Origin of the sequence: Streptomyces sp. H51, from assembly GCF_035656535.1 — a bacterium.
In the GTDB taxonomy this organism is placed as follows: Bacteria; Actinomycetota; Actinomycetes; order Streptomycetales; family Streptomycetaceae; genus Streptomyces.
In genome coordinates this window covers 308,987-331,135 of sequence record NZ_JAYMHD010000077.1, presented here as the reverse complement: position 1 = coordinate 331,135, position 22,149 = coordinate 308,987, and the positions used below count along the sequence as shown (strand labels likewise).

Below are 22,149 nucleotides of genomic sequence, written 5' to 3'. Positions count from 1 at the left end.
CCACATCGAGACCGAGAGAAGACTGAAGCCTTATGGCTACCACTTCACTTGACCTGGCCAAGGTGCGCAACATCGGCATCATGGCCCACATCGACGCGGGCAAGACGACCACCACCGAGCGGATCCTGTTCTACACCGGTGTGTCTTACAAGATCGGTGAGGTCCACGACGGCGCTGCCACCATGGACTGGATGGAGCAGGAGCAGGAGCGTGGCATCACGATCACCTCTGCTGCCACCACCTGTCACTGGTCGCTGGACAACGTCGACCACACCATCAACATCATCGACACCCCGGGTCACGTCGACTTCACCGTCGAGGTGGAGCGTTCCCTGCGTGTGCTCGACGGTGCCGTGACGGTGTTCGACGGCGTCGCCGGTGTCGAGCCCCAGTCCGAGACGGTGTGGCGTCAGGCGGACCGCTACGGCGTTCCGCGTATCTGCTTCGTCAACAAGCTCGACCGCACGGGTGCCGAGTTCCACCGCTGCGTCGACATGATCTCCGACCGTCTGGGCGCGCAGCCGCTGGTCATGCAGCTGCCGATCGGCGCCGAGGCCGACTTCAAGGGCGTCGTCGACCTGGTGACGATGAAGGCCTTCGTGTGGTCCGCCGAGGCGACCAAGGGCGAGATGTACGACGTCGTCGACATCCCGGCCACCCACACCGAGGCTGCCGAGGAGTGGCGCGGCAAGCTGCTCGAGGCCGTCGCCGAGAACGACGAGGAGCTGATGGAGCTGTACCTCGAGGGCGAGGAGCCCACCGAGGAGCAGCTGTACGCGGCGATCCGTCGTATCACCATCGCGTCCGGCAAGGGCACCGGCACCACGGTGACCCCGGTGTTCTGCGGCACCGCGTTCAAGAACAAGGGCGTGCAGCCCCTGCTCGACGCGGTCGTGCGCTACCTGCCGTCCCCGGTCGACATCGAGGCCATCGAGGGCCACGACGTCAAGGACCCCGAGGTCGTCGTCAAGCGCAAGCCGTCCGACGACGAGCCGCTGTCCGCGCTGGCGTTCAAGATCATGAGCGACCCGCACCTGGGCAAGCTCACCTTCGTGCGCGTCTACTCCGGCCGTCTCGAGTCCGGCTCCGCCGTGCTCAACTCGGTCAAGGGCCGCAAGGAGCGCATCGGCAAGATCTACCGCATGCACGCCAACAAGCGTGAGGAGATCGAGTCGGTGGGCGCCGGCGACATCGTCGCCGTCATGGGCCTGAAGCAGACCACCACCGGTGAGACGCTGTGCGACGAGAAGCAGCCGGTCATCCTGGAGTCCATGGACTTCCCGGCGCCGGTCATCCAGGTCGCCATCGAGCCCAAGTCGAAGGGCGACCAGGAGAAGCTCGGCGTCGCGATCCAGCGCCTGGCCGAGGAGGACCCCTCCTTCCAGGTCCACTCCGACGAGGAGACCGGCCAGACCATCATCGGCGGCATGGGCGAGCTGCACCTCGAGGTGCTGGTCGACCGCATGCGCCGTGAGTTCAAGGTCGAGGCCAACGTCGGCAAGCCGCAGGTCGCGTACCGCGAGACCATCCGCAAGGCGGTCGAGAAGGTCGAGTACACCCACAAGAAGCAGACGGGTGGTACCGGCCAGTTCGCCCGCGTCATCATCGCGATCGAGCCGATCGAGGGCGGCGACGCCTCGTACGAGTTCGTCAACAAGGTGACCGGTGGCCGCGTGCCGAAGGAGTACATCCCTTCGGTCGACGCCGGTGCGCAGGAGGCCATGCAGTTCGGCATCCTCGCCGGCTACGAGATGACCGGTGTGCGTGTCACGCTGCTCGACGGTGCCTACCACGAGGTGGACTCCTCCGAGCTCGCGTTCAAGATCGCCGGTTCGCAGGCCTTCAAGGAGGCCGCGCGCAAGGCCAGCCCCGTGCTCCTCGAGCCGATGATGGCCGTCGAGGTCACCACGCCCGAGGACTACATGGGTGAGGTCATCGGCGACATCAACTCCCGCCGTGGCCAGATCCAGGCCATGGAGGAGCGGGCGGGTGCCCGCGTCGTGAAGGGCCTCGTGCCCCTCTCGGAGATGTTCGGCTACGTCGGAGACCTCCGCAGCAAGACGTCGGGTCGCGCAAGCTACTCGATGCAGTTCGACTCCTACGCCGAGGTTCCGCGGAACGTCGCCGAGGAGATCATCGCGAAGGCCAAGGGCGAGTAACGCACCGCGTTCACACGCCGTAGGCTTGACTCCGGAGCCTCACGGGACGGACACCCCCATCCGACGGTGTTCGTCCCAGGGCCCGGGCTTTCCAGCAAAGATCACCTGGCGCCGATGAAGTAAGGCGTACCAGAACCACTCCCAGGAGGACCCCAGTGGCGAAGGCGAAGTTCGAGCGGACTAAGCCGCACGTCAACATCGGCACCATCGGTCACATCGACCACGGTAAGACGACCCTCACGGCCGCCATTACCAAGGTGCTGCACGACGCGTACCCGGACCTGAACGAGGCCACCCCGTTCGACAACATCGACAAGGCGCCCGAGGAGCGTCAGCGCGGTATCACCATCTCCATCGCGCACGTCGAGTACCAGACCGAGGCGCGTCACTACGCCCACGTCGACTGCCCGGGTCACGCGGACTACATCAAGAACATGATCACCGGTGCCGCCCAGATGGACGGCGCGATCCTCGTGGTCGCCGCGACCGACGGTCCGATGCCGCAGACCAAGGAGCACGTGCTCCTGGCCCGCCAGGTCGGCGTCCCCTACATCGTCGTCGCCCTGAACAAGGCCGACATGGTGGACGACGAGGAGATCCTGGAGCTCGTCGAGCTCGAGGTCCGTGAGCTCCTCTCCGAGTACGAGTTCCCGGGCGACGACCTGCCGGTCGTCCGCGTCTCCGCGCTGAAGGCGCTCGAGGGCGACGAGAAGTGGACCGCTTCGGTCCTCGAGCTCATGAACGCCGTCGACACCTCCATCCCGGAGCCCGAGCGTGACGTCGACAAGCCGTTCCTGATGCCGATCGAGGACGTCTTCACCATCACCGGTCGCGGTACGGTCGTCACCGGCCGTATCGAGCGTGGTGTCCTCAAGGTCAACGAGACCGTCGACATCATCGGCATCAAGACCGAGAAGACCACCACCACGGTCACCGGCATCGAGATGTTCCGCAAGCTGCTCGACGAGGGCCAGGCCGGTGAGAACGTCGGTCTGCTGCTCCGCGGCATCAAGCGCGAGGACGTCGAGCGCGGCCAGGTCATCATCAAGCCGGGCTCGGTCACCCCGCACACCGAGTTCGAGGCGCAGGCCTACATCCTGTCCAAGGACGAGGGTGGCCGCCACACGCCGTTCTTCAACAACTACCGTCCGCAGTTCTACTTCCGTACGACGGACGTGACCGGCGTGGTGACCCTCCCCGAGGGCACCGAGATGGTCATGCCGGGTGACAACACCGAGATGAAGGTGGAGCTCATCCAGCCCGTCGCCATGGAAGAGGGCCTGAAGTTCGCCATCCGTGAGGGTGGCCGGACCGTGGGCGCCGGCCAGGTCACCAAGATCAACAAGTGATCTTCGACTGACCCGGTAGGTCTCTGAAGGGGCCCGTACGACTTCGGTCGTACGGGCCCCTTCGCCTTCCCCGCGCCGGGAGGGCGGACGGCGGCCCGGTGAAGTCCCGGCGAACCCCGCGGGACCGGCCGCCGAGAGTTGCGCCAACTCCGCGCCGGAGGCGTCCCGAATGTTCCTGTCCGCTCGCTGTGGGCCGGTTGTTCCGCCCTAGCGTGGACGCTCGCACCGGAGGCAGACAGGGGTGAGGGCTGATGTCCGTGACGACGGCCGACCGGCCGGCACAGCGAGCGCGGACGGTGCGGGCGCGCCGCGACCCGGCCCCGCCCCGGCGCCCGCGCCTGTACGCCGTCGACGGCATCCGCCTGCTCGCCGCCCTGATGGTCGCCGTGCACCACTACGCCGGCACGCGCCGCGTCGACCGGCCGCACAACGCCGTCTGGGACCGGCCGGCGTCCGACATCATGCCGACGGTGTACCACTTGGCCTCGTACGGCTGGATCGGTGTCGAGATCTTCTTCGTCATCAGCGGCTTCGTGATCTGCATGTCCTGCTGGGGCCGCACCCCGCGCCAGTTCTTCGTCTCGCGGGTGATCCGGCTGTACCCCGCCTACTGGTTCGCCGTGGCGTTCACCACGGCCGTCCTGGTGGCCCTCCCCGGTGTCTGGGACCGCCTGCCCCTGAGCGACGTACTCCTCAACCTGACGATGTTGCAGTCCGGTTCGGGGGTGGCCGACATCGACGCGGTGTACTGGACGCTCTGGTCGGAACTCCGCTTCTACCTGCTGTTCCTGGTCGTCGTCGCGATGGGGCTCACGTACAAGCGGGTCGTGGTCTTCTGCTGCGTGTGGGGCGCCGCGGCGATGCTCGCCCCGGTGTCCAGGTTCCACCTGCTGGTCCTGGCCGCCGACCCGGACGGCGCCTGGTACTTCATCGCCGGCCTGGCCCTCTACCTGATGCACCGCTTCGGCCAGGACCTGCTGCTGTGGGGCATCCTCGCGATGGCCTGGCTGATGGGACAGCGGGAACTGGGACTGCGCATCGACAACGTCGAGCACGTCTCCGGCTGGCGGGGGAGCGTGCTGATCTACACGGTGTTCCTGCTCGCCATGGCCGCGATCGCGCTCGGCGCGACGGACCGGATGCGCTGGAAGTGGCCGGCGACCGCCGGGAGCCTGACCTACCCCCTCTACCTGCTGCACTACGCGGCCGGTACGGCGGTCATCAACCGCCTGCGGGACACCATGGACGCCCGGCTGCTGGTCGCGTCGGTGATCGCCGGGTTCCTGCTGCTGAGCTGGCTGGTGCACCGGTTCGTGGAGCGCCCGGTGTCGAGGCTGCTGAAGCGGGGGCTGGACACGTCGTTCGCGCGGTTGCGAAACGCGGGATGACCCGGCGGGGGCACCGGTGGGCGTTCCCACGCTCACCGGTGCCCCCGCCCACCTCGGCGCCCGTCCCGACCGGGCGGGGGCAGGGCCCCTGGATCAGATGACGCCCTGTGCCAGCATCGCGTCCGCCACCCGCTCGAATCCGGCGATGTTCGCGCCGGCCACGTAATCGCCGGGGGCGCCGTAGCGTTCGGCGGTCTCGGCGCAGGTGGTGTGGATGTCGGTCATGATGCGGGCCAGTTCGTTCTCGACCTGCTCGGCCTTCCACGACGTACGCGACGCGTTCTGCGTCATCTCCAGGGCGCTCACCGCGACCCCGCCCGCGTTCGCGGCCTTGCCGGGGCCGAAGGCGACCCCGGCCCGCTGCAGGAGCTGCACCGCCTCCGGGGTGGTCGGCATGTTCGCGCCTTCCGAGACCGCCTTCACGCCGTTGCGGATGAGTTCGGCGGCGTCGGCGGCGTTCAGCTCGTTCTGCGTCGCCGACGGCAGGGCGAGGTCCGCCGGGACCTCCCAGACCCGCCCGCCGGGGACGAACCGTGCGGAGGCGCCGCGGCGCTCGGCGTAGTCGCTCACCCGGCCGCGCTCGACCTCCTTGACCTGACGCAGCAGGTCCACGTCGATGCCCTTCTCGTCCACCACGTAGCCGCTGGAGTCCGAACACGTCACCGGGTTGGCGCCGAGAGCCACCAGCTTCTGGATGGTGTAGATCGCGACGTTCCCGGAGCCGGAGACGACCGCCGTCTGCCCGTCGAGATCCTCACCGCGGGCGCGCAGCATGGCCTCCGCGAACAGCACGTTGCCGTATCCGGTCGCCTCCGGACGGATCAGCGAGCCGCCCCAGCCGGCGCTCTTGCCGGTCAGCACGCCGCCCTCCCAGCGGTTGGTGATCCGCCGGTACTGGCCGAACAGGTAACCGATCTCGCGGGCGCCGACCCCGATGTCACCGGCCGGGATGTCGGTGTACTCGCCGATGTGCCGGTACAGCTCGGTCATGAAGGACTGGCAGAAGCGCATGACCTCCGCGTCGCTGCGGCCCTGCGGGTCGAAGTCGCTGCCGCCCTTGCCGCCGCCGATGCCGAGGCCGGTCAGCGCGTTCTTGAAGATCTGCTCGAAGCCGAGGAACTTGATGATCCCGAGGTTCACGGACGGGTGGAAGCGCAGGCCGCCCTTGTACGGGCCGAGGGCGCTGTTGAACTCGACGCGGAAGCCGCGGTTGACGTGGACCCGGCCCCGGTCGTCCTGCCACGGCACTCGGAAGATGATCTGCCGCTCCGGCTCGATCAGCCGCTCGACGAGGCCCGGGTCGGCGTACTCGGGGCGGGCCGTGAGCACCCGGCCGAGGCTGTCCAGCACCTCGCGGGCGGCCTGGTGGAACTCGGGCTCCGCCGGGTTGCGGCGCTCGATCTCGGTGCGCAGGAATTCGAGGGCGGTCTTGGGGTCGGGGCGTGAGGTCACGGAGGTCCCTTTCAGGCACGGCTGACACCGGGACAGAGCCGGTGAGGGGCGCTCGGCGCCATTGCCGCGCGCGGGAATGTCGACCGCCCGCCTCCGCGAGCAGCCGGCGCTTCAGTGCTGCTCCCATGTTAAAGAGAAGACCAAGAGGCCAGGACGGTGTTCCGTATGTGAGATTGCGTATACGAGAACGAGATGCCTGAGAACCGGTCACGGCGTGGCGATGCCGGCCGGCCGGGCCGGGCGCCCGAAGCGGGCGGGGACGCCCGGCGAGTACAGGACGCTCACCGGTTCCCCCTCCGGTGCCGGCAGACCGGCCGCCGTGACCAGGTCCTCGTCGCACTCGATGAGTTCGGCCCGGTGCAGCGGCCAGCGCGGATGGGCGTTGGGCAGATACATCGACCGGCCGAAGAAGGCCCCGTGCATGCCCCATCGGGCGGTCAGGAAGTGCTCCAGCTCGGTGGGCTCCTCGACCGGCTCGCCCGTCCGCACGGTGATACGGCTCCGGGCGCCGCGCGGGCCCGGCCATCGCCGTGAGCTGGTGTACGTCACGGTGTCCCCGTCGTGCCGGATGTCCATCCGGGACCAGAGGTACGGCATGCGGAAGCCCAGGCGCCCGACCGCCACGGGGATCAGGCGCGAGGCGTCCAGGGAGCGGAAGACGACGCCGCGCCGCCCGTGCGCGTCCACCGAGTACAGGCGGACGTTGGTCTCGGGGAACGTGCCGAGGTAGGGGACGCCCGGGAGGCGGAGCCAGCCCACGCGGTGCATGCGGAAGGCGACGAGACCGACGTACGTGACACCGTCCAGGGTGTCGGGCACGGCGCCCGTCGGCAGCAGACGGGCCACGTCGGCCGGGTCCACCGCCCAGTGCAGGAAGGTCAGATCGAGCCAGGACTGGGTGAGCAGGGGCCGCGCGATGGCCTCGGGCGGGTCGGCCGTTATGGGGTGCGGGGGTATCGGCGGTCGTGGCTGCAGTGGCGCTGGTGACTGCGGTGTCGGAGGCACGGCAGTCAGTGTTCCAGGCTTCAGCACGCCGTTCGGGACCGCATCCACGGGCCCGTGGCGCCACCACGGTCCGCGGCCGTTCATGGGCGCCGTCCCGCGGCAGACGCTGATCGTCATTCCGCGGACCCGCCACGGCCCGCAGGCGCCGGAGGCAGGACACGCGCGACGCGGCACGGCGGTGCTGCTCGTCCTCGCCGAGCGGAGCTGAGGAGTCCACGGTCGTCGGGGCGGGGCGGGGCGGGGCGGGGCAGCCGGACACCCTGACCGGCTGGACGGAGAAGACGGTCACGTCGGCGGACTCGGGGACCAGGACGGTCACCGAGGTGAACTCGGCGACCTACGACGACGCGGGGCGTACCGACACCCGCACGATCAACGGCGACACGCAGTCGTTCGTGTACGACGGCGAGGGCCTGCTGACGTCCGTCTCCGGATTCGGCGCGGGCCAGGGTGCGATCACCGGACCCACCGCGCCACGCCAATTGCGGTGTCGGCGAACTGAGTTACCTTTCTGCCCATGACAGGCATACAGGGGAGTACACCGGCTTTGTCCTCGCTCTCGGCCGAGCAGGTGGTGGCGCTTCCGCTCGAAACCCTCGCCCGCAGCGTCGTGGGCGATCTGTTCAGGCCGGGCGGTGGCACGCCGTACATCTCCGGCTGGTTGCACCGGGTCCGCCGGGACTACCGGCAGCTGAAGGATCCCGAGGCGTTGGGCGCCATCAGCGAGGCGGTGGCGTGGCTGCGGCTGCGGATGATCATCGTCGACGACCTGCGGCCCAAGGCCGAGGGTGACTGGGTCATGCTGAGCCGTCAGGGCGCCCAGTGGCTGCGGGGCGGCCCGCTCCCGCTCGGCGCCACCGGCTGACCGCGTCCGACCGGCGCCCCCTGTCACGTCGGCCGCACACCGGTGACGCGCCCCGCTCCCGGGGAGAACCGGGAGCGGGGCGCGTCGGCGTCGGCGTCGGCGGATCCGTCGGGCCGGCCCGGCCCTACGGCGTCACGACCAGACGGTCGGCGACGCCGACAGCTCCAACCAGTTCTGGACCGGTACCAACGGCTCCCGCGGCGCGATGCGGCTGATCGCGGTGGCGAGCGTCGTCGGGGCGGACTGGGTTCCGGCCGCGCCGGCGGTGCCGCTGGGCGACACGTACTGCGTGGTGCTCGCGGCCTGGAGCGCCGGACAGCGCGACCGGCGCGCCTGCCAGCAGACTGACGCGCGCGATGACGGGCTTCACTTGCATGGTGGTGCCTCCGGTTCGTCCGTGACCAGGGGTGCCGTGCAGGGGAAAGCGCCTTCTCGTGTCCGTGTGGGACCGTAAGCGTCTGTCGTGGACGCGTCAAAGGTCGCGTACGTGATTCATGTTCACGAACATGAACGAGCCCGGAGTGCTGGGAGAGCTGCGAGGAGCGCGCGGGGAGGGTGCGGGTTTGACCTGCGTCACCCTGGGGGTATTCTCTCCGGCTCGATTGGCCAGCTGCCTGCCCCGTATGGCAGACTGTCCGAGTTGCTCGGTCGAGTGTTGATGCTGCGCGCCTCCCGCCGGGGGGACCGGAAGCGAGTCCCACAGTACTCGTCGCCCTAACTGCCGTCAGGCAGCGCTGGGGCGGACGTACGGGAATCTTCCGGGAAGTGTCGGCGCGGCACCGGCCAGGCGCCCGGTGGACTTTCGTCCCCGGCTTGCGGTTCCGGAAGGGCCGTGTGCGTTCCCCGCAGGGATGTCCGAACAAGGGACATCTGTGTGAGCGGGAGCGCGACACGCCCGACCGCGTGGGTCGGAGGACGAGGGTGGAGTGACATCGGGTCCAGAGCGTGAGAAGAGACAGGACTACTGAGTAGCCATGGCGGGACAGAAGATCCGCATCCGGCTCAAGGCCTACGACCACGAGGTCATCGACTCCTCGGCGAAGAAGATCGTCGAGACGGTGACCCGCACTGGTGCGTCGGTCGCGGGCCCGGTGCCGCTGCCCACTGAGAAGAACGTGTACTGCGTCATCAAGTCGCCGCACAAGTACAAGGACTCGCGCGAGCACTTCGAGATGCGCACGCACAAGCGCCTGATCGACATCCTCGACCCGACCCCCAAGACCGTTGACTCTCTGATGCGACTCGACCTCCCGGCCGGTGTCGACATCGAGATCAAGCTCTGAGGCGCGGTGATCTGAGAGATGGCTAAGCAGATCAAGGGCATCCTGGGCGAGAAGCTCGGTATGACGCAGGTGTGGGACGAGAACAACCGTGTTGTTCCGGTCACCGTCGTCAAGGCCGGGCCCAACGTCGTCACCCAGGTCCGTACGAACGACACCGACGGCTACGAGTCGGTCCAGATCGCCTTCGGCGAGATCGACCCGCGCAAGGTGAACAAGCCCCTCAAGGGCCACTTCGCCAAGGCCGACGTCACCCCGCGCCGTCACCTCGTCGAGATCCGTACCGCTGACGCCAGCGAGTACACCCTCGGCCAGGAGATCACCGCCGAGGTGTTCGAGGCCGGTGTGAAGGTCGACGTCACCGGCAAGAGCAAGGGCAAGGGCTTCGCCGGTGTCATGAAGCGCCACAACTTCGGTGGCCTCGGCGCCGGTCACGGCACGCAGCGCAAGCACCGCTCGCCCGGTTCCATCGGTGGCTGCGCCACCCCGGGCCGTGTGTTCAAGGGCCTCCGCATGGCGGGTCGCATGGGCAACGAGCGGGTCACCACCCAGAACCTGACCGTCCACGCCGTTGACGCGGAGAAGGGTCTGCTGCTCATCAAGGGCGCGGTTCCCGGTCCGAACGGCGGCCTCGTCCTGGTCCGCACCGCGGCCAAGGGGGCCTGAGGTAACCGATGAGCACTGTTGACATCCTTTCGCCGGCGGGCGACAAGGCCGGTACCGTCGAGCTCCCCGCGGAGATCTTCGGCGTTGAGAAGGTCAGCATCCCGCTGATCCACCAGGTCGTCGTCGCGCAGCTGGCCGCTGCCCGCCAGGGCACCCACAAGACCAAGACGCGCGGCGAAGTCCGCGGCGGTGGCAAGAAGCCGTACCGCCAGAAGGGCACCGGTCGCGCCCGTCAGGGTTCGACCCGCGCGCCGCAGTTCGCCGGTGGTGGCGTCGTGCACGGTCCCGTGCCGCGCGACTACTCGCAGCGGACCCCGAAGAAGATGAAGGCCGCGGCCCTGCGCCACGCCCTCACCGACCGGGCGCGTCACAACCGCATCCACGTCGTCTCCGGCGTGGTCGAGGGTGCGATCTCCACCAAGGCCGCGAAGAACCTGTTCGGCAAGATCTCGGAGCGCAAGAACCTGCTCCTGGTCGCCGAGCGTTCCGACGAGGCCGCGTGGCTGTCCGCCCGCAACCTGCCCCAGGTCCACATCCTGGAGCCGGGCCAGCTGAACACGTACGACGTTCTCGTCTCGGACGACGTGGTCTTCACCCAGGCCGCTTTCGAGTCCTTCGTCGCCGGCCCGAACAAGGCCAACGACACCGAAGGGAGCGAGGTCTGATGGCCATCCGTCACCCCGCCATTGCCTCGAAGGCCGCCAAGGCCGCCAAGGCCGCGCGCGTCGCCAAGGCGCGTCGCCACGCCGCCGAGGGCAAGAACACCGTCGAGACCCCGCTCAGCAAGTCGTACACGGACCCCCGTGACGTGCTGCTGAAGCCGGTCGTCTCCGAGAAGAGCTACGCGCTCCTCGACGAGAACAAGTACACGTTCATCGTCGACCCGCGGGCCAACAAGACCCAGATCAAGGAGGCCGTCCAGGCGGTCTTCGACGTCAAGGTCACCGGGGTCAACACGATCAACCGCGCCGGCAAGCGCAAGCGGACCCGCACGGGCTTCGGCCAGCGTGCCGCCACCAAGCGCGCGATCGTGACCCTCGCCGAGGGCGACCGTATCGACATCTTCGGCGGTCCGACCGCGTAAGCGGGTCGGATCGTCCGATATCGGACGAGGACTGAGAAATGGGAATCCGCAAGTACAAGCCGACTACGCCGGGCCGTCGTGGCGCCAGCGTCGCCGACTTCGTCGAGGTCACGCGGTCCACGCCGGAGAAGTCGCTGGTTCGCCCGCTGCACAGCAAGGGCGGCCGTAACAACGCCGGTCGTGTGACCGTTCGCCACCAGGGTGGCGGACACAAGCGCGCCTACCGTCTGATCGACTTCCGTCGTCACGACAAGGACGGCGTGCCGGCGAAGGTCGCGCACATCGAGTACGACCCCAACCGCACCGCGCGCATCGCGCTCCTGCACTACGCGGACGGCGAGAAGCGCTACATCCTGGCCCCCAAGGGCCTGAACCAGGGCGACCGGATCGAGAACGGCCCCGGCGCCGACATCAAGCCCGGCAACAACCTGGCGCTGCGCAACATCCCGGTCGGTACGACGATCCACTCCGTGGAGCTTCGTCCGGGCGGCGGCGCCAAGTTCGCCCGCTCCGCCGGTGCCTCCGTGCAGCTGCTCGCGAAGGAGGGCACGATGGCCCACCTCCGCATGCCGTCCGGTGAGATCCGCCTGGTCGACCAGCGCTGCCGCGCCACGGTCGGCGAGGTCGGCAACGCCGAGCAGAGCAACATCAACTGGGGCAAGGCCGGCCGCAAGCGCTGGCTGGGCGTCCGCCCGACCGTTCGCGGTGTGGCGATGAACCCGGTTGACCACCCCCACGGTGGTGGTGAGGGCAAGACCTCCGGTGGTCGCCACCCGGTCAGCCCCTGGGGTCAGAAGGAAGGTCGTACTCGTGCTCCCAAGAAGGCGAGCAACAAGTACATCGTCCGCCGCCGCAAGACGAACAAGAAGCGCTAAGGACGGGTTGAGATGCCTCGTAGCTTGAAGAAGGGGCCCTTCGTCGACGACCACCTGATGAAGAAGGTGGACGCCCAGAACGAAGCCGGCACCAAGAACGTCATCAAGACCTGGTCCCGTCGCTCGATGATCGTCCCGGCCATGCTCGGCCACACCCTGGCGGTGCACAACGGCAAGACCCACATCCCGGTGTTCGTCACCGAGTCGATGGTCGGCCACAAGCTCGGCGAGTTCTCGCCGACCCGCACCTTCCGGGGCCACGTCAAGGAAGACCGGAAGTCGAAGCGCCGCTAGCAGCGGATCGCATTCAGACACGTAAGTAACTCTGAAGGGACAACCATGGAAGCCAGGGCCCAGGCGCGGTACATCCGCGTCACGCCCATGAAGGCCCGCCGTGTGGTGGACCTCATCCGTGGCATGAACGCCACGGAGGCCCAGGCTGTTCTGCGATTCGCTCCGCAGGCAGCCTCGGTTCCGGTCGGCAAGGTGCTGGACAGCGCCATCGCCAACGCCGCGCACAACTACGACCACACCGACGCCGACAGCCTCTTCATCTCCGAGGCGTACGTCGACGAGGGCCCGACCCTGAAGCGGTTCCGGCCGCGCGCCCAGGGCCGTGCCTACCGGATCCGCAAGCGGACCAGCCACATCACCGTGGTCGTCAGCAGCAAGGAAGGAACCCGGTAATGGGCCAGAAGGTTAACCCGCATGGGTTCCGGCTCGGTGTCACCACGGACTTCAAGTCCCGTTGGTACGCCGACAAGCTGTACAAGGACTACGTCAAGGAAGACGTCGCCATCCGTCGGATGATGACGTCCGGCATGGAGCGCGCCGGCATCTCCAAGGTCGAGATCGAGCGCACCCGTGACCGCGTGCGGGTGGACATCCACACCGCTCGTCCGGGCATCGTCATCGGCCGCCGCGGCGCCGAGGCCGACCGCATCCGCGGCGACCTCGAGAAGCTCACCGGCAAGCAGGTCCAGCTGAACATCCTCGAGGTCAAGAACCCCGAGACCGACGCCCAGCTGGTCGCCCAGGCCGTCGCCGAGCAGCTCTCCTCCCGCGTCTCCTTCCGCCGTGCCATGCGCAAGAGCATGCAGTCGGCGATGAAGGCGGGCGCCAAGGGCATCAAGATCCAGTGCGGTGGCCGTCTCGGCGGCGCCGAGATGTCCCGCTCGGAGTTCTACCGCGAGGGCCGCGTGCCCCTGCACACGCTCCGCGCGAACGTCGACTACGGCTTCTTCGAGGCCAAGACGACCTTCGGCCGCATCGGTGTGAAGGTCTGGATCTACAAGGGCGACGTCAAGAACATCGCCGAGGTTCGCGCCGAGAACGCTGCCGCCCGTGCGGGTAACCGCCCGGCCCGCGGTGGCGCCGACCGCCCGGCCCGTGGTGGCCGCGGTGGCGAGCGGCGCGGTCGCAAGCCGCAGCAGGCTGCCGGCGCCGAGGCCCCCAAGGCCGAGGCTCCCGCCGCCGCTCCGGCTGAGAGCACCGGAACGGAGGCCTGACCGTCATGCTGATCCCCCGTAGGGTCAAGCACCGCAAGCAGCACCACCCGGGACGCAGCGGCGCTGCCAAGGGTGGCACCACGGTTGCGTTCGGCGAGTACGGCATCCAGGCGCTGACCCCGGCCTACGTGACGAACCGCCAGATCGAGGCGGCCCGTATCGCGATGACCCGCCACATCAAGCGTGGCGGCAAGGTCTGGATCAACATCTACCCGGACCGTCCCCTCACCAAGAAGCCGGCCGAGACCCGCATGGGTTCCGGTAAGGGTTCTCCGGAGTGGTGGATCGCCAACGTCAAGCCCGGACGCGTCATGTTCGAGCTGTCGTACCCCAACGAGAAGATCGCCCGTGAGGCGCTGACCCGTGCGGCCCACAAGCTGCCGATGAAGTGCCGGATCGTCAAGCGCGAGGCAGGTGAAGCGTGATGTCGGCCGGTACCAAGGCGTCCGAGCTGCGCGAGCTGGGCAACGAGGAGCTTCTGGCGAAGCTCCGCGAGGCCAAGGAAGAGCTGTTCAACCTCCGCTTCCAGGCGGCGACCGGTCAGCTCGAGAACCACGGTCGGCTGAAGGCCGTCCGCAAGGACATCGCGCGGATCTACACCCTGATGCGTGAGCGCGAGCTGGGCATCGAGACGGTGGAGAGCGCCTGATGAGTGAGAGCAACGTGACTGAGCAGACTGCAGAGGCCCGCGGCTTCCGCAAGACCCGCGAGGGTCTCGTCGTCAGCGACAAGATGGACAAGACCGTCGTCGTCGCCGTCGAGGACCGTGTCAAGCACGCGCTGTACGGCAAGGTCATCCGCCGTACGAACAAGCTCAAGGCCCACGACGAGCAGAACGCCGCGGGTGTCGGCGACCGCGTCCTCCTCATGGAGACCCGGCCGCTGTCCGCGACGAAGCGCTGGCGCGTCGTCGAGATCCTCGAGAAGGCCAAGTAGGTAGTTCCCGCAAGGGAATTCCCAAAAGTACGTTCCTGCGGGGCACCCCTCGCAGGACAGTTCCGCCAGGCTCCGGGGGCCGCTCGCCGAGCGGCCCCCGGGGAACCGGCAGACATTCAGGAGATAGACGTGATCCAGCAGGAGTCGCGACTGCGTGTCGCCGACAACACTGGTGCGAAGGAGATCCTTTGCATCCGTGTGCTCGGTGGCTCCGGTCGCCGCTACGCGGGCATCGGTGACGTCATCGTCGCCACCGTCAAGGACGCGATCCCCGGTGGCAACGTGAAGAAGGGTGACGTCGTCAAGGCGGTCATCGTTCGCACCGTCAAGGAGCGCCGCCGTCCGGACGGCTCGTACATCCGCTTCGACGAGAACGCCGCCGTCATTCTGAAGAACGACGGCGACCCTCGCGGCACCCGCATCTTCGGCCCGGTCGGGCGTGAGCTGCGCGAGAAGAAGTTCATGAAGATCATCTCGCTCGCGCCGGAGGTGCTGTAAGCATGAAGATCAAGAAGGGCGACCTGGTCCAGGTCATCACCGGCAAGGACAAGGGCAAGCAGGGCAAGGTCATTGCCGCTTACCCGCGCGAGGAGCGCGTCCTGGTCGAAGGTGTCAACCGGGTCAAGAAGCACACGAAGGCCGGTCCTACCGCTCGCGGTTCCCAGGCCGGCGGCATCGTCACGACCGAGGCGCCGATCCACGTCTCCAACGTCCAGCTGGTCGTCGAGAAGGACGGTCAGAAGGTCGTCACGCGTGTCGGCTACCGCTTCGACGACGAGGGCAACAAGATCCGCGTTGCCAAGCGGACGGGTGAGGACATCTGATGGCTACCACCACCACTCCGCGTCTCAAGACGAAGTACCGCGAGGAGATCGCGGGCAAGCTGCGTGACGAGTTCAAGTACGAGAACGTCATGCAGGTCCCCGGCCTCGTCAAGATCGTGGTCAACATGGGTGTGGGCGACGCCGCCCGCGACTCGAAGCTGATCGAGGGCGCCATCCGCGACCTCACCACGATCACCGGTCAGAAGCCGGCCGTCACCAAGGCCCGCAAGTCCATCGCGCAGTTCAAGCTGCGTGAGGGCCAGCCGATCGGTGCCCACGTCACGCTCCGTGGCGACCGCATGTGGGAGTTCCTGGACCGCACCCTGTCGCTCGCGCTGCCGCGCATCCGTGACTTCCGCGGTCTGTCCCCCAAGCAGTTCGACGGCCGTGGCAACTACACCTTCGGTCTCACGGAGCAGGTCATGTTCCACGAGATCGACCAGGACAAGATCGACCGCGTCCGGGGTATGGACATCACCGTGGTCACCACGGCGACCAACGACGCTGAGGGCCGCGCGCTCCTCCGTCACCTCGGCTTCCCCTTCAAGGAGGCGTGAGCGAGATGGCGAAGAAGGCTCTCATCGCGAAGGCTGCCCGTAAGCCCAAGTTCGGTGTGCGCGGCTACACCCGCTGCCAGCGCTGCGGTCGTCCGCACTCCGTGTACCGCAAGTTCGGCCTCTGCCGCGTGTGCCTTCGTGAGATGGCTCACCGTGGCGAGCTGCCGGGCGTGACCAAGAGCTCCTGGTAATCCCTGTAAGCAGGGATTCCTGGACCTCTCGGTAAGCAACCGGGTTGGCAGGGGCCCCGCCTTCCATGCCGTAGGCTGGGAGGGTTGGGCCTCTGCCGCCCTGAACGCCCGCGGACAGTGTCCGCCAACGATTGCTTACTACGCCGTAGGTCCCCGCGCCGCACCCGTCCCGTCCATGTACGGGGAGAGGGATGGCGCATATAGGAAACCCCGGCGAGAAAGGCCACAGGCCAATTCATGACCATGACTGATCCGATCGCAGACATGTTGACGCGTCTGCGGAATGCGAACTCGGCGTACCACGACTCGGTGTCGATGCCGCACTCCAAGATCAAGTCCCACATCGCGGAGATCCTCCAGCAGGAGGGCTTCATCACGGGCTGGAAGGTCGAGGACGCCGAGGTCGGCAAGAACCTCGTCCTCGAGCTGAAGTTCGGCCCCAACCGTGAGCGCTCCATCGCGGGCATCAAGCGGATCTCCAAGCCCGGTCTCCGGGTGTACGCGAAGTCCACCAACCTGCCGAAGGTGCTCGGCGGCCTGGGCGTGGCGATCATCTCCACGTCGCACGGGCTCCTCACCGACAAGCAGGCCGGCAAGAAGGGCGTGGGTGGGGAAGTCCTCGCCTACGTCTGGTAGCGGAAGGGAACGGAGGAAACAGCTATGTCGCGCATCGGCAAGCTCCCCATCGCGGTTCCCGCCGGCGTGGACGTCACCATCGACGGCCGTACGGTCTCGGTCAAGGGCCCCAAGGGCGAACTGACCCACACCGTCGTGGCGCCGATCGAGATCGCCAAGGGCGAGGACGGCACCCTGCAGGTGACCCGCCCCAACGACGAGCGTCAGAGCAAGGCCCTGCACGGCCTCTCCCGCACGCTGGTGGCGAACATGATCACCGGCGTGACCCAGGGTTACGTGAAGAAGCTCGAGATCAGTGGTGTCGGTTACCGCGTGACCGCCAAGGGCTCGAACCTCGAGTTCGCGCTCGGCTACAGCCACCCGATCACGGTCGAGGCCCCCGAGGGGATCACCTTCAAGGTGGAGACCCCGACCCGTTTCCAGGTCGAGGGCATCGACAAGCAGAAGGTCGGCGAGGTTGCGGCCAACATCCGCAAGCTGCGCAAGCCCGACCCGTACAAGGCCAAGGGCGTCAAGTACGAGGGCGAAGTCATCCGCCGCAAGGTCGGAAAGGCGGGTAAGTAAGCCATGGCATACGGGCAGAAGATCCTCAAGGGCGACGCCTACAAGCGCGCCGCGATCAAGCGCCGCCACATCCGGATCCGCAAGAAGGTCTCCGGTACGGCGGAGCGTCCCCGTCTGGTCGTGACCCGCTCCAACCGCCACATCGTGGCGCAGGTGATCGACGACCTGAAGGGCCACACCGTGGCGTCTGCGTCCACCCTGGACGCGTCGATCCGTGGTGGCGAGGGCGACAAGTCCGCGCAGGCCAAGCAGGTCGGCGCCCTGGTCGCCGAGCGTGCCAAGGCCGCCGGTGTCGAGGCCGTCGTGTTCGACCGTGGTGGCAACCAGTACGCCGGGCGCATCGCCGCCCTGGCGGACGCCGCCCGCGAAGCCGGGCTCAAGTTCTGAGCCGCTTGTAGCTAGCGGAAAGAGAGAGGTAATCCAATGGCTGGACCCCAGCGCCGCGGAAGCGGTGCCGGTGGCGGCGAGCGGCGGGACCGGAAGGGCCGTGACGGCGGCGCTGCTGCCGCCGAGAAGACCGCGTACGTTGAGCGCGTCGTCGCGATCAACCGCGTCGCCAAGGTTGTGAAGGGTGGTCGTCGCTTCAGCTTCACCGCGCTGGTCGTGGTGGGCGACGGTGACGGCACCGTGGGTGTCGGTTACGGCAAGGCCAAGGAGGTGCCGGCCGCCATCGCCAAGGGTGTGGAGGAGGCCAAGAAGCACTTCTTCAAGGTCCCCCGGATCCAGGGCACCATCCCGCACCCCATCCAGGGTGAGAAGGCGGCCGGTGTCGTGCTGCTCAAGCCCGCGTCGCCCGGTACCGGTGTCATCGCCGGTGGCCCGGTGCGTGCCGTGCTCGAGTGCGCCGGTATCCACGACGTGCTGTCGAAGTCGCTCGGCTCCGACAACGCGATCAACATCGTGCACGCGACCGTGGAGGCCCTCAAGGGCCTGCAGCGCCCCGAGGAGATCGCGGCCCGCCGTGGTCTGCCCCTCGAGGACGTCGCTCCCGCGGCTCTGCTGCGTGCGCGTGCCGGGGCGGGTGCGTAATCATGGCGCAGCTCAAGATCACGCAGGTCAAGTCCTACATCGGCAGCAAGCAGAACCACCGTGACACCCTGCGCTCCCTTGGTCTCAAGGGCATCAACACGCAGGTCGTCAAGGAGGACCGCCCCGAGTTCCGCGGCATGGTGCACACCGTCCGCCACCTCGTGACGGTCGAGGAGGTCGACTGATCATGGCGGAGCAGAACCCGCTCAAGATCCACAACCTCCGTCCCGCCCCGGGCGCCAAGACCGCCAAGACCCGTGTCGGTCGTGGTGAGGCGTCGAAGGGTAAGACGGCCGGTCGTGGTACCAAGGGCACGAAGGCCCGTTACCAGGTTCCGGAGCGCTTCGAGGGCGGCCAGATGCCGCTGCACATGCGCCTCCCGAAGCTGAAGGGCTTCAAGAACCCGTTCAAGACCGAGTACCAGGTCGTCAACCTCGACAAGCTGGCCGCGCTCTACCCCGAGGGTGGCGAGGTCACGGTCGAGTCCCTGGTGGCCAAGGGCGCCGTTCGCAAGAACAGCCTGGTCAAGGTCCTCGGCCAGGGTGAGGTCTCGGTGGCGCTGCAGGTGACGGTCGACGCCGTCTCCGGCTCCGCCAAGGAGAAGATCACCGCCGCCGGCGGCACCGTCACCGAGCTCGTCTGAGTCCGTTCGGACGTCTCGATGACGTAAGCGTCTCCCGACCGGGGATACCTCACAATGAGGTATCCCCGGTTGGTCGTTCCAAGGGGGGCAGTGTCGCCGGTAAGGTGGCCTGCACTGTTCACTTCCTTATTCGTCGAACCTCAAGACCGTCACCCTTGACGCTGTTGCGCGGGGGTCGCAGGAGGCACCGTGCTCACCGCGTTCGCCCGGGCGTTCAAGACGCCCGACCTGCGCAAGAAGCTGCTCTTCACGCTCGGCATCATCGTGGTCTACCGGGTCGGTACCCACATCCCGATCCCCGGCGTCAACTACACGGCCGTCCAACAGTGCGTGGACGAGGCCTCCGGCAACCAGGGCCTCTTCGGCCTGGTCAACATGTTCAGCGGCGGCGCGCTGCTGCAGATCACGGTCTTCGCGCTGGGCATCATGCCGTACATCACGGCGAGCATCATCCTGCAGCTGCTGACCGTGGTGATCCCGCGTCTGGAGGCCCTCAAGAAGGAGGGCCAGGCCGGTACGGCGAAGATCACCCAGTACACCCGTTACCTGACGGTGGCGCTCGCGATCCTGCAGGGCACCGGCCTGGTGGCCACCGCCCGCAGCGGCGCCCTCTTCAACGGCTGCACGGTCGCGTCGAGCATCGTCCCCGACCAGGCGATCTTCACCACCATCACCATGGTCGTCTGCATGACCGCCGGTACGGCCGTCGTCATGTGGCTCGGTGAGCTGATCACCGACCGCGGCATCGGCAACGGCATGTCGATCCTGATGTTCATCTCGATCGCCGCCACCTTCCCCTCGGCCCTGTGGGCCATCAAGAAGCAGGGCAACCTGGCGGGCGGCTGGATCGAGTTCGGCACCGTCATCCTCGTCGGCCTGGTCATGGTCGGCCTGGTCGTCTTCGTCGAGCAGGCCCAGCGCCGCATCCCGGTGCAGTACGCCAAGCGCATGATCGGCCGTCGTTCCTACGGCGGCACGTCGACCTACATTCCGCTGAAGGTCAACCAGGCCGGTGTGATCCCGGTCATCTTCGCGTCGTCGCTGCTTTACATCCCGGCACTGGTCGCCCAGTTCTCCGGAGGCAATTCAGGGTGGAAGACCTGGGTCGAGCAGAACCTGACCAAGGGTGATCACCCGATTTACATCACTTCGTACTTCTTGCTCATCGTCTTCTTCGCGTTCTTCTACGTGGCGATCTCGTTCAACCCCGAGGAAGTCGCCGACAACATGAAGAAGTATGGTGGATTCATCCCGGGCATCCGGGCTGGCCGACCGACCGCTGAGTATCTGAGCTATGTACTCAACCGGATCACCTGGCCGGGTTCGCTGTACTTGGGTCTGATCGCTCTCGTGCCGACGATGGCGTTGGTTGGGTTTGGGGCGAACCAGAACTTCCCGTTCGGCGGGACCAGCATCCTGATCATCGTGGGTGTCGGTCTCGAGACGGTGAAGCAGATCGAGAGCCAGCTCCAGCAGCGCAATTACGAAGGGTTCCTCCGCTGATGCGAATCGTCCTCGTCGGGCCGCCGGGTGCCGGAAAGGGCACGCAGGCCACGCGCCTCGCCGCGAAGCTGCGCGTCCCGCACATCTCCACGGGCGACCTGTTCCGGGCCAACATCAGCCAGCAGACCGAGCTGGGCAAGCTCGCCAAGTCCTACATGGACGCCGGCAACCTCGTTCCCGACGAGGTCACGATCGCGATGGCGAAGGACCGGATGGAGCAGCCGGACGCCGAGGGCGGCTTCCTGCTCGACGGCTTCCCGCGCAACGTCTCGCAGGCCGAAGCGCTCGACGAACTGCTGACGACCGAGGCCATCAAGCTGGACGCGGTTCTCGACCTGGAAGTCTCCGAGGATGAGGTCGTCAAGCGGATCGCCGGCCGGCGCATCTGCCGCAACGACTCCTCCCACGTCTTCCACGTGACGTACAGCAAGCCGAAGCAGGAAGACGTCTGCGACGTCTGCGGCGGTGAGCTGTACCAGCGTGACGACGACTCCGAGGGGACGGTCCGCAAGCGGCTCGAGGTCTACCACACGCAGACCGAGCCGATCATCGACTACTACAAGTCGCAGGGACTGGTCGTCACGATCTCGTCCCTCGGCCCGGTCGAGGAGATCACGCAGCGCGCCCTGGAGGCGCTCAAGCGCGAGGACGACGGCAAGTAGTCGTCGGTCCGGTACGGCCGTGGCACCCGGATGGGCGCCACGGCCGTACTGTTGTGCAGTAACCGGTTGACGCGAGTGACGGAGAGCGCAGGGCCCCATGGTGCAGATCAAGACCGCCGAGCAGATCGCCAAGATGCGTGAGGCGGGGCTGGTCGTCGCCGCCATCCACGCGGCCACCCGCGAGGCCGCCGTGCCCGGGGCCACCACCAGGGATCTGGACCAGGTGGCGCGCAAGGTGCTCGCCGAGCACAACGCCAAGCCGAACTTCCTCGGCTACGGCGGCTTCCCGGCGACGATCTGCACCTCGGTCAACGAGGTCGTCGTCCACGGCATCCCGTCCGACGAGGTCGTCCTCAAGGACGGCGACGTCATCTCCATCGACTGCGGCGCCATCGTCGACGGCTGGCACGGCGACGCCGCGTACACGGCGTTCGTCGGCTCCGGTCACGCCCCGGAGCTGATCGAGCTCTCCCGGGTCACCGAGGAGTCCATGTGGGCCGGCATCGCGGCGATGAAGCAGGGCAACCGGCTCGTCGACGTCTCCCGCGCCATCGAGACGTACATCCGCCGTCAGCCCAAGCCCGGCGGCGGCCGCTACGGCATCATCGAGGACTACGGCGGCCACGGCATCGGCACCGAGATGCACATGGACCCGCACCTGCTGAACTACGTCGACCGGCGCCGCGGCAGGGGCCCCAAGCTGGTTCCCGGCCTCTGCCTCGCCATCGAGCCGATGGTCTCCCTGGGCACCCCGAAGACGCAGGTCCTGGAAGACGACTGGACGGTCATCACCACGGACGGCACCTGGTCCTCCCACTGGGAGCACTCGGTGGCCCTGACGGAGCAGGGCCCGCTGGTCCTGACGGCCCCGGACGGCGGCCGGGCCAAGCTGGCGGAGCACGGCGTCACGGCCGCTCCGGACCCGCTCGCTTAATGATCTCTGCCTGGGGCAGACTTCCTCGATTCGTCTTTC

General features: G+C 67.6%; 33 protein-coding genes. 30 read left to right on the top strand and 3 right to left on the bottom strand.

The window, feature by feature from the left end:
* Nucleotides 1-32: 32 nt before the first annotated feature.
* The 3 genes from fusA to VKA29_RS30375 all read left to right on the top strand — a co-directional run bounded on the left by fusA (nt 33) and on the right by VKA29_RS30375 (nt 4,896).
* The gene (fusA, locus tag VKA29_RS30385; RefSeq protein WP_324789194.1) at nt 33-2,159 is read left to right on the top strand and encodes an elongation factor G; all 2,127 of its coding nucleotides are present in this window, start codon (nt 33-35) and stop codon (nt 2,157-2,159) included.
* A gap of 155 nt (nt 2,160-2,314) precedes the next feature.
* Nucleotides 2,315-3,508: an elongation factor Tu gene (gene tuf / locus VKA29_RS30380; protein ID WP_324789193.1), complete on the top strand. Its 1,194-nt coding sequence runs from the start codon at nt 2,315-2,317 to the stop codon at nt 3,506-3,508.
* 251 nt (nt 3,509-3,759) lie between these two features.
* On the top strand, nt 3,760-4,896 hold the full coding sequence (locus VKA29_RS30375) for an acyltransferase (protein ID WP_324789192.1): 1,137 nt from the start codon (nt 3,760-3,762) through the stop codon (nt 4,894-4,896).
* Nucleotides 4,897-4,989: 93 nt separating this feature from the next.
* Here VKA29_RS30375 and gdhA read toward each other — a convergent pair whose 3' ends face one another.
* Nucleotides 4,990-6,348: an NADP-specific glutamate dehydrogenase gene (gene gdhA, locus VKA29_RS30370; RefSeq protein ID WP_324789191.1), complete on the bottom strand. Its 1,359-nt coding sequence runs from the start codon at nt 6,346-6,348 to the stop codon at nt 4,990-4,992.
* Nucleotides 6,349-6,555: 207 nt separating this feature from the next.
* Entirely contained in the window at nt 6,556-7,353 is a 798-nt protein-coding gene (locus VKA29_RS30365) for a YqjF family protein (protein ID WP_420718596.1), read from the bottom strand.
* A gap of 82 nt (nt 7,354-7,435) precedes the next feature.
* Here VKA29_RS30365 and VKA29_RS30360 point away from each other — a divergent pair, with 82 nt between their 5' ends.
* The 3 genes from VKA29_RS30360 to VKA29_RS30350 all read left to right on the top strand — a co-directional run bounded on the left by VKA29_RS30360 (nt 7,436) and on the right by VKA29_RS30350 (nt 8,218).
* Nucleotides 7,436-7,561 carry a hypothetical protein gene (locus tag VKA29_RS30360; RefSeq protein ID WP_324789190.1) on the top strand — a complete coding sequence of 42 codons (126 nt, stop codon included), beginning with the start codon at nt 7,436-7,438 and terminating at the stop codon, nt 7,559-7,561.
* 115 nt (nt 7,562-7,676) lie between these two features.
* Complete coding sequence (locus tag VKA29_RS30355) at nt 7,677-7,874, top strand: hypothetical protein (protein ID WP_324789189.1); 198 nt, start codon at nt 7,677-7,679, stop codon at nt 7,872-7,874.
* Nucleotides 7,871-8,218: a hypothetical protein gene (locus VKA29_RS30350; RefSeq protein WP_324789188.1), complete on the top strand. Its 348-nt coding sequence runs from the start codon at nt 7,871-7,873 to the stop codon at nt 8,216-8,218. The genes VKA29_RS30355 and VKA29_RS30350 overlap by 4 nt, the downstream gene beginning before the upstream one ends.
* 132 nt (nt 8,219-8,350) lie before the next feature.
* On the opposite strand, the gene VKA29_RS30345 is transcribed toward VKA29_RS30350, so the two are convergent.
* Nucleotides 8,351-8,500: a hypothetical protein gene (locus VKA29_RS30345; protein ID WP_324789187.1), complete on the bottom strand. Its 150-nt coding sequence runs from the start codon at nt 8,498-8,500 to the stop codon at nt 8,351-8,353.
* A 692-nt stretch (nt 8,501-9,192) separates the two neighbouring features.
* On the opposite strand from VKA29_RS30345, the gene rpsJ reads away from it, so the two are divergent.
* The 24 genes from rpsJ to map all read left to right on the top strand — a co-directional run bounded on the left by rpsJ (nt 9,193) and on the right by map (nt 22,110).
* Nucleotides 9,193-9,501, top strand: a complete 309-nt coding sequence (gene rpsJ, locus VKA29_RS30340) for a 30S ribosomal protein S10 (RefSeq protein ID WP_003948644.1) — start codon at nt 9,193-9,195, stop codon at nt 9,499-9,501.
* Nucleotides 9,502-9,519: 18 nt separating this feature from the next.
* Complete coding sequence (gene rplC / locus VKA29_RS30335) at nt 9,520-10,164, top strand: 50S ribosomal protein L3 (protein ID WP_324789186.1); 645 nt, start codon at nt 9,520-9,522, stop codon at nt 10,162-10,164.
* An 8-nt stretch (nt 10,165-10,172) separates the two neighbouring features.
* Nucleotides 10,173-10,829: a 50S ribosomal protein L4 gene (rplD, locus tag VKA29_RS30330; RefSeq protein WP_324789185.1), complete on the top strand. Its 657-nt coding sequence runs from the start codon at nt 10,173-10,175 to the stop codon at nt 10,827-10,829.
* Nucleotides 10,829-11,248 carry a 50S ribosomal protein L23 gene (gene rplW, locus VKA29_RS30325; protein ID WP_324789184.1) on the top strand — a complete coding sequence of 140 codons (420 nt, stop codon included), beginning with the start codon at nt 10,829-10,831 and terminating at the stop codon, nt 11,246-11,248. Before rplD ends, rplW begins: the two co-directional genes overlap by 1 nt.
* A gap of 38 nt (nt 11,249-11,286) precedes the next feature.
* Complete coding sequence (rplB, locus tag VKA29_RS30320; protein ID WP_324789183.1) at nt 11,287-12,123, top strand: 50S ribosomal protein L2; 837 nt, start codon at nt 11,287-11,289, stop codon at nt 12,121-12,123.
* Nucleotides 12,124-12,135: 12 nt separating this feature from the next.
* Nucleotides 12,136-12,417 carry a 30S ribosomal protein S19 gene (gene rpsS / locus VKA29_RS30315; RefSeq protein WP_030233885.1) on the top strand — a complete coding sequence of 94 codons (282 nt, stop codon included), beginning with the start codon at nt 12,136-12,138 and terminating at the stop codon, nt 12,415-12,417.
* A 45-nt stretch (nt 12,418-12,462) separates the two neighbouring features.
* The gene (gene rplV, locus VKA29_RS30310; RefSeq protein ID WP_030345431.1) at nt 12,463-12,810 is read left to right on the top strand and encodes a 50S ribosomal protein L22; all 348 of its coding nucleotides are present in this window, start codon (nt 12,463-12,465) and stop codon (nt 12,808-12,810) included.
* Nucleotides 12,810-13,631, top strand: a complete 822-nt coding sequence (rpsC, locus tag VKA29_RS30305) for a 30S ribosomal protein S3 (protein WP_014674374.1) — start codon at nt 12,810-12,812, stop codon at nt 13,629-13,631. The genes rplV and rpsC overlap by 1 nt, the downstream gene beginning before the upstream one ends.
* Before the next feature lie 5 nt (nt 13,632-13,636).
* Nucleotides 13,637-14,056, top strand: coding sequence for a 50S ribosomal protein L16 (gene rplP / locus VKA29_RS30300; RefSeq protein ID WP_007494765.1), 420 nt, complete (start codon nt 13,637-13,639; stop codon nt 14,054-14,056).
* Nucleotides 14,056-14,280 carry a 50S ribosomal protein L29 gene (gene rpmC, locus VKA29_RS30295; RefSeq protein WP_003974259.1) on the top strand — a complete coding sequence of 75 codons (225 nt, stop codon included), beginning with the start codon at nt 14,056-14,058 and terminating at the stop codon, nt 14,278-14,280. The genes rplP and rpmC overlap by 1 nt, the downstream gene beginning before the upstream one ends.
* Nucleotides 14,280-14,567: a 30S ribosomal protein S17 gene (gene rpsQ / locus VKA29_RS30290; protein WP_003992363.1), complete on the top strand. Its 288-nt coding sequence runs from the start codon at nt 14,280-14,282 to the stop codon at nt 14,565-14,567. The genes rpmC and rpsQ overlap by 1 nt, the downstream gene beginning before the upstream one ends.
* Nucleotides 14,568-14,696: 129 nt before the next feature.
* On the top strand, nt 14,697-15,065 hold the full coding sequence (rplN, locus tag VKA29_RS30285; protein WP_003998823.1) for a 50S ribosomal protein L14: 369 nt from the start codon (nt 14,697-14,699) through the stop codon (nt 15,063-15,065).
* A gap of 2 nt (nt 15,066-15,067) precedes the next feature.
* Nucleotides 15,068-15,391, top strand: coding sequence for a 50S ribosomal protein L24 (gene rplX, locus VKA29_RS30280; protein ID WP_076097138.1), 324 nt, complete (start codon nt 15,068-15,070; stop codon nt 15,389-15,391).
* Nucleotides 15,391-15,948: a 50S ribosomal protein L5 gene (gene rplE / locus VKA29_RS30275; protein WP_053661885.1), complete on the top strand. Its 558-nt coding sequence runs from the start codon at nt 15,391-15,393 to the stop codon at nt 15,946-15,948. The genes rplX and rplE overlap by 1 nt, the downstream gene beginning before the upstream one ends.
* Before the next feature lie 5 nt (nt 15,949-15,953).
* Complete coding sequence (locus VKA29_RS30270) at nt 15,954-16,139, top strand: type Z 30S ribosomal protein S14 (RefSeq protein WP_003948630.1); 186 nt, start codon at nt 15,954-15,956, stop codon at nt 16,137-16,139.
* 237 nt (nt 16,140-16,376) lie between these two features.
* Complete coding sequence (rpsH, locus tag VKA29_RS30265; RefSeq protein ID WP_014674378.1) at nt 16,377-16,775, top strand: 30S ribosomal protein S8; 399 nt, start codon at nt 16,377-16,379, stop codon at nt 16,773-16,775.
* A 24-nt stretch (nt 16,776-16,799) separates the two neighbouring features.
* Nucleotides 16,800-17,339: a 50S ribosomal protein L6 gene (rplF, locus tag VKA29_RS30260; RefSeq protein ID WP_324789182.1), complete on the top strand. Its 540-nt coding sequence runs from the start codon at nt 16,800-16,802 to the stop codon at nt 17,337-17,339.
* A 3-nt stretch (nt 17,340-17,342) separates the two neighbouring features.
* Complete coding sequence (gene rplR / locus VKA29_RS30255; RefSeq protein WP_324789181.1) at nt 17,343-17,726, top strand: 50S ribosomal protein L18; 384 nt, start codon at nt 17,343-17,345, stop codon at nt 17,724-17,726.
* A gap of 36 nt (nt 17,727-17,762) precedes the next feature.
* Nucleotides 17,763-18,368 carry a 30S ribosomal protein S5 gene (gene rpsE, locus VKA29_RS30250; protein WP_019753099.1) on the top strand — a complete coding sequence of 202 codons (606 nt, stop codon included), beginning with the start codon at nt 17,763-17,765 and terminating at the stop codon, nt 18,366-18,368.
* A gap of 2 nt (nt 18,369-18,370) precedes the next feature.
* Nucleotides 18,371-18,553 carry a 50S ribosomal protein L30 gene (gene rpmD, locus VKA29_RS30245; RefSeq protein WP_003974250.1) on the top strand — a complete coding sequence of 61 codons (183 nt, stop codon included), beginning with the start codon at nt 18,371-18,373 and terminating at the stop codon, nt 18,551-18,553.
* Nucleotides 18,554-18,555: 2 nt separating this feature from the next.
* Nucleotides 18,556-19,011 carry a 50S ribosomal protein L15 gene (gene rplO / locus VKA29_RS30240; protein WP_324789180.1) on the top strand — a complete coding sequence of 152 codons (456 nt, stop codon included), beginning with the start codon at nt 18,556-18,558 and terminating at the stop codon, nt 19,009-19,011.
* 189 nt (nt 19,012-19,200) lie between these two features.
* Nucleotides 19,201-20,514 carry a preprotein translocase subunit SecY gene (gene secY, locus VKA29_RS30235; protein ID WP_324789179.1) on the top strand — a complete coding sequence of 438 codons (1,314 nt, stop codon included), beginning with the start codon at nt 19,201-19,203 and terminating at the stop codon, nt 20,512-20,514.
* The gene (locus VKA29_RS30230; protein ID WP_324789178.1) at nt 20,514-21,176 is read left to right on the top strand and encodes an adenylate kinase; all 663 of its coding nucleotides are present in this window, start codon (nt 20,514-20,516) and stop codon (nt 21,174-21,176) included. The genes secY and VKA29_RS30230 overlap by 1 nt, the downstream gene beginning before the upstream one ends.
* Before the next feature lie 97 nt (nt 21,177-21,273).
* Complete coding sequence (gene map / locus VKA29_RS30225) at nt 21,274-22,110, top strand: type I methionyl aminopeptidase (RefSeq protein ID WP_324789177.1); 837 nt, start codon at nt 21,274-21,276, stop codon at nt 22,108-22,110.
* The last annotated feature ends 39 nt before the right edge of the window (nt 22,111-22,149 follow it).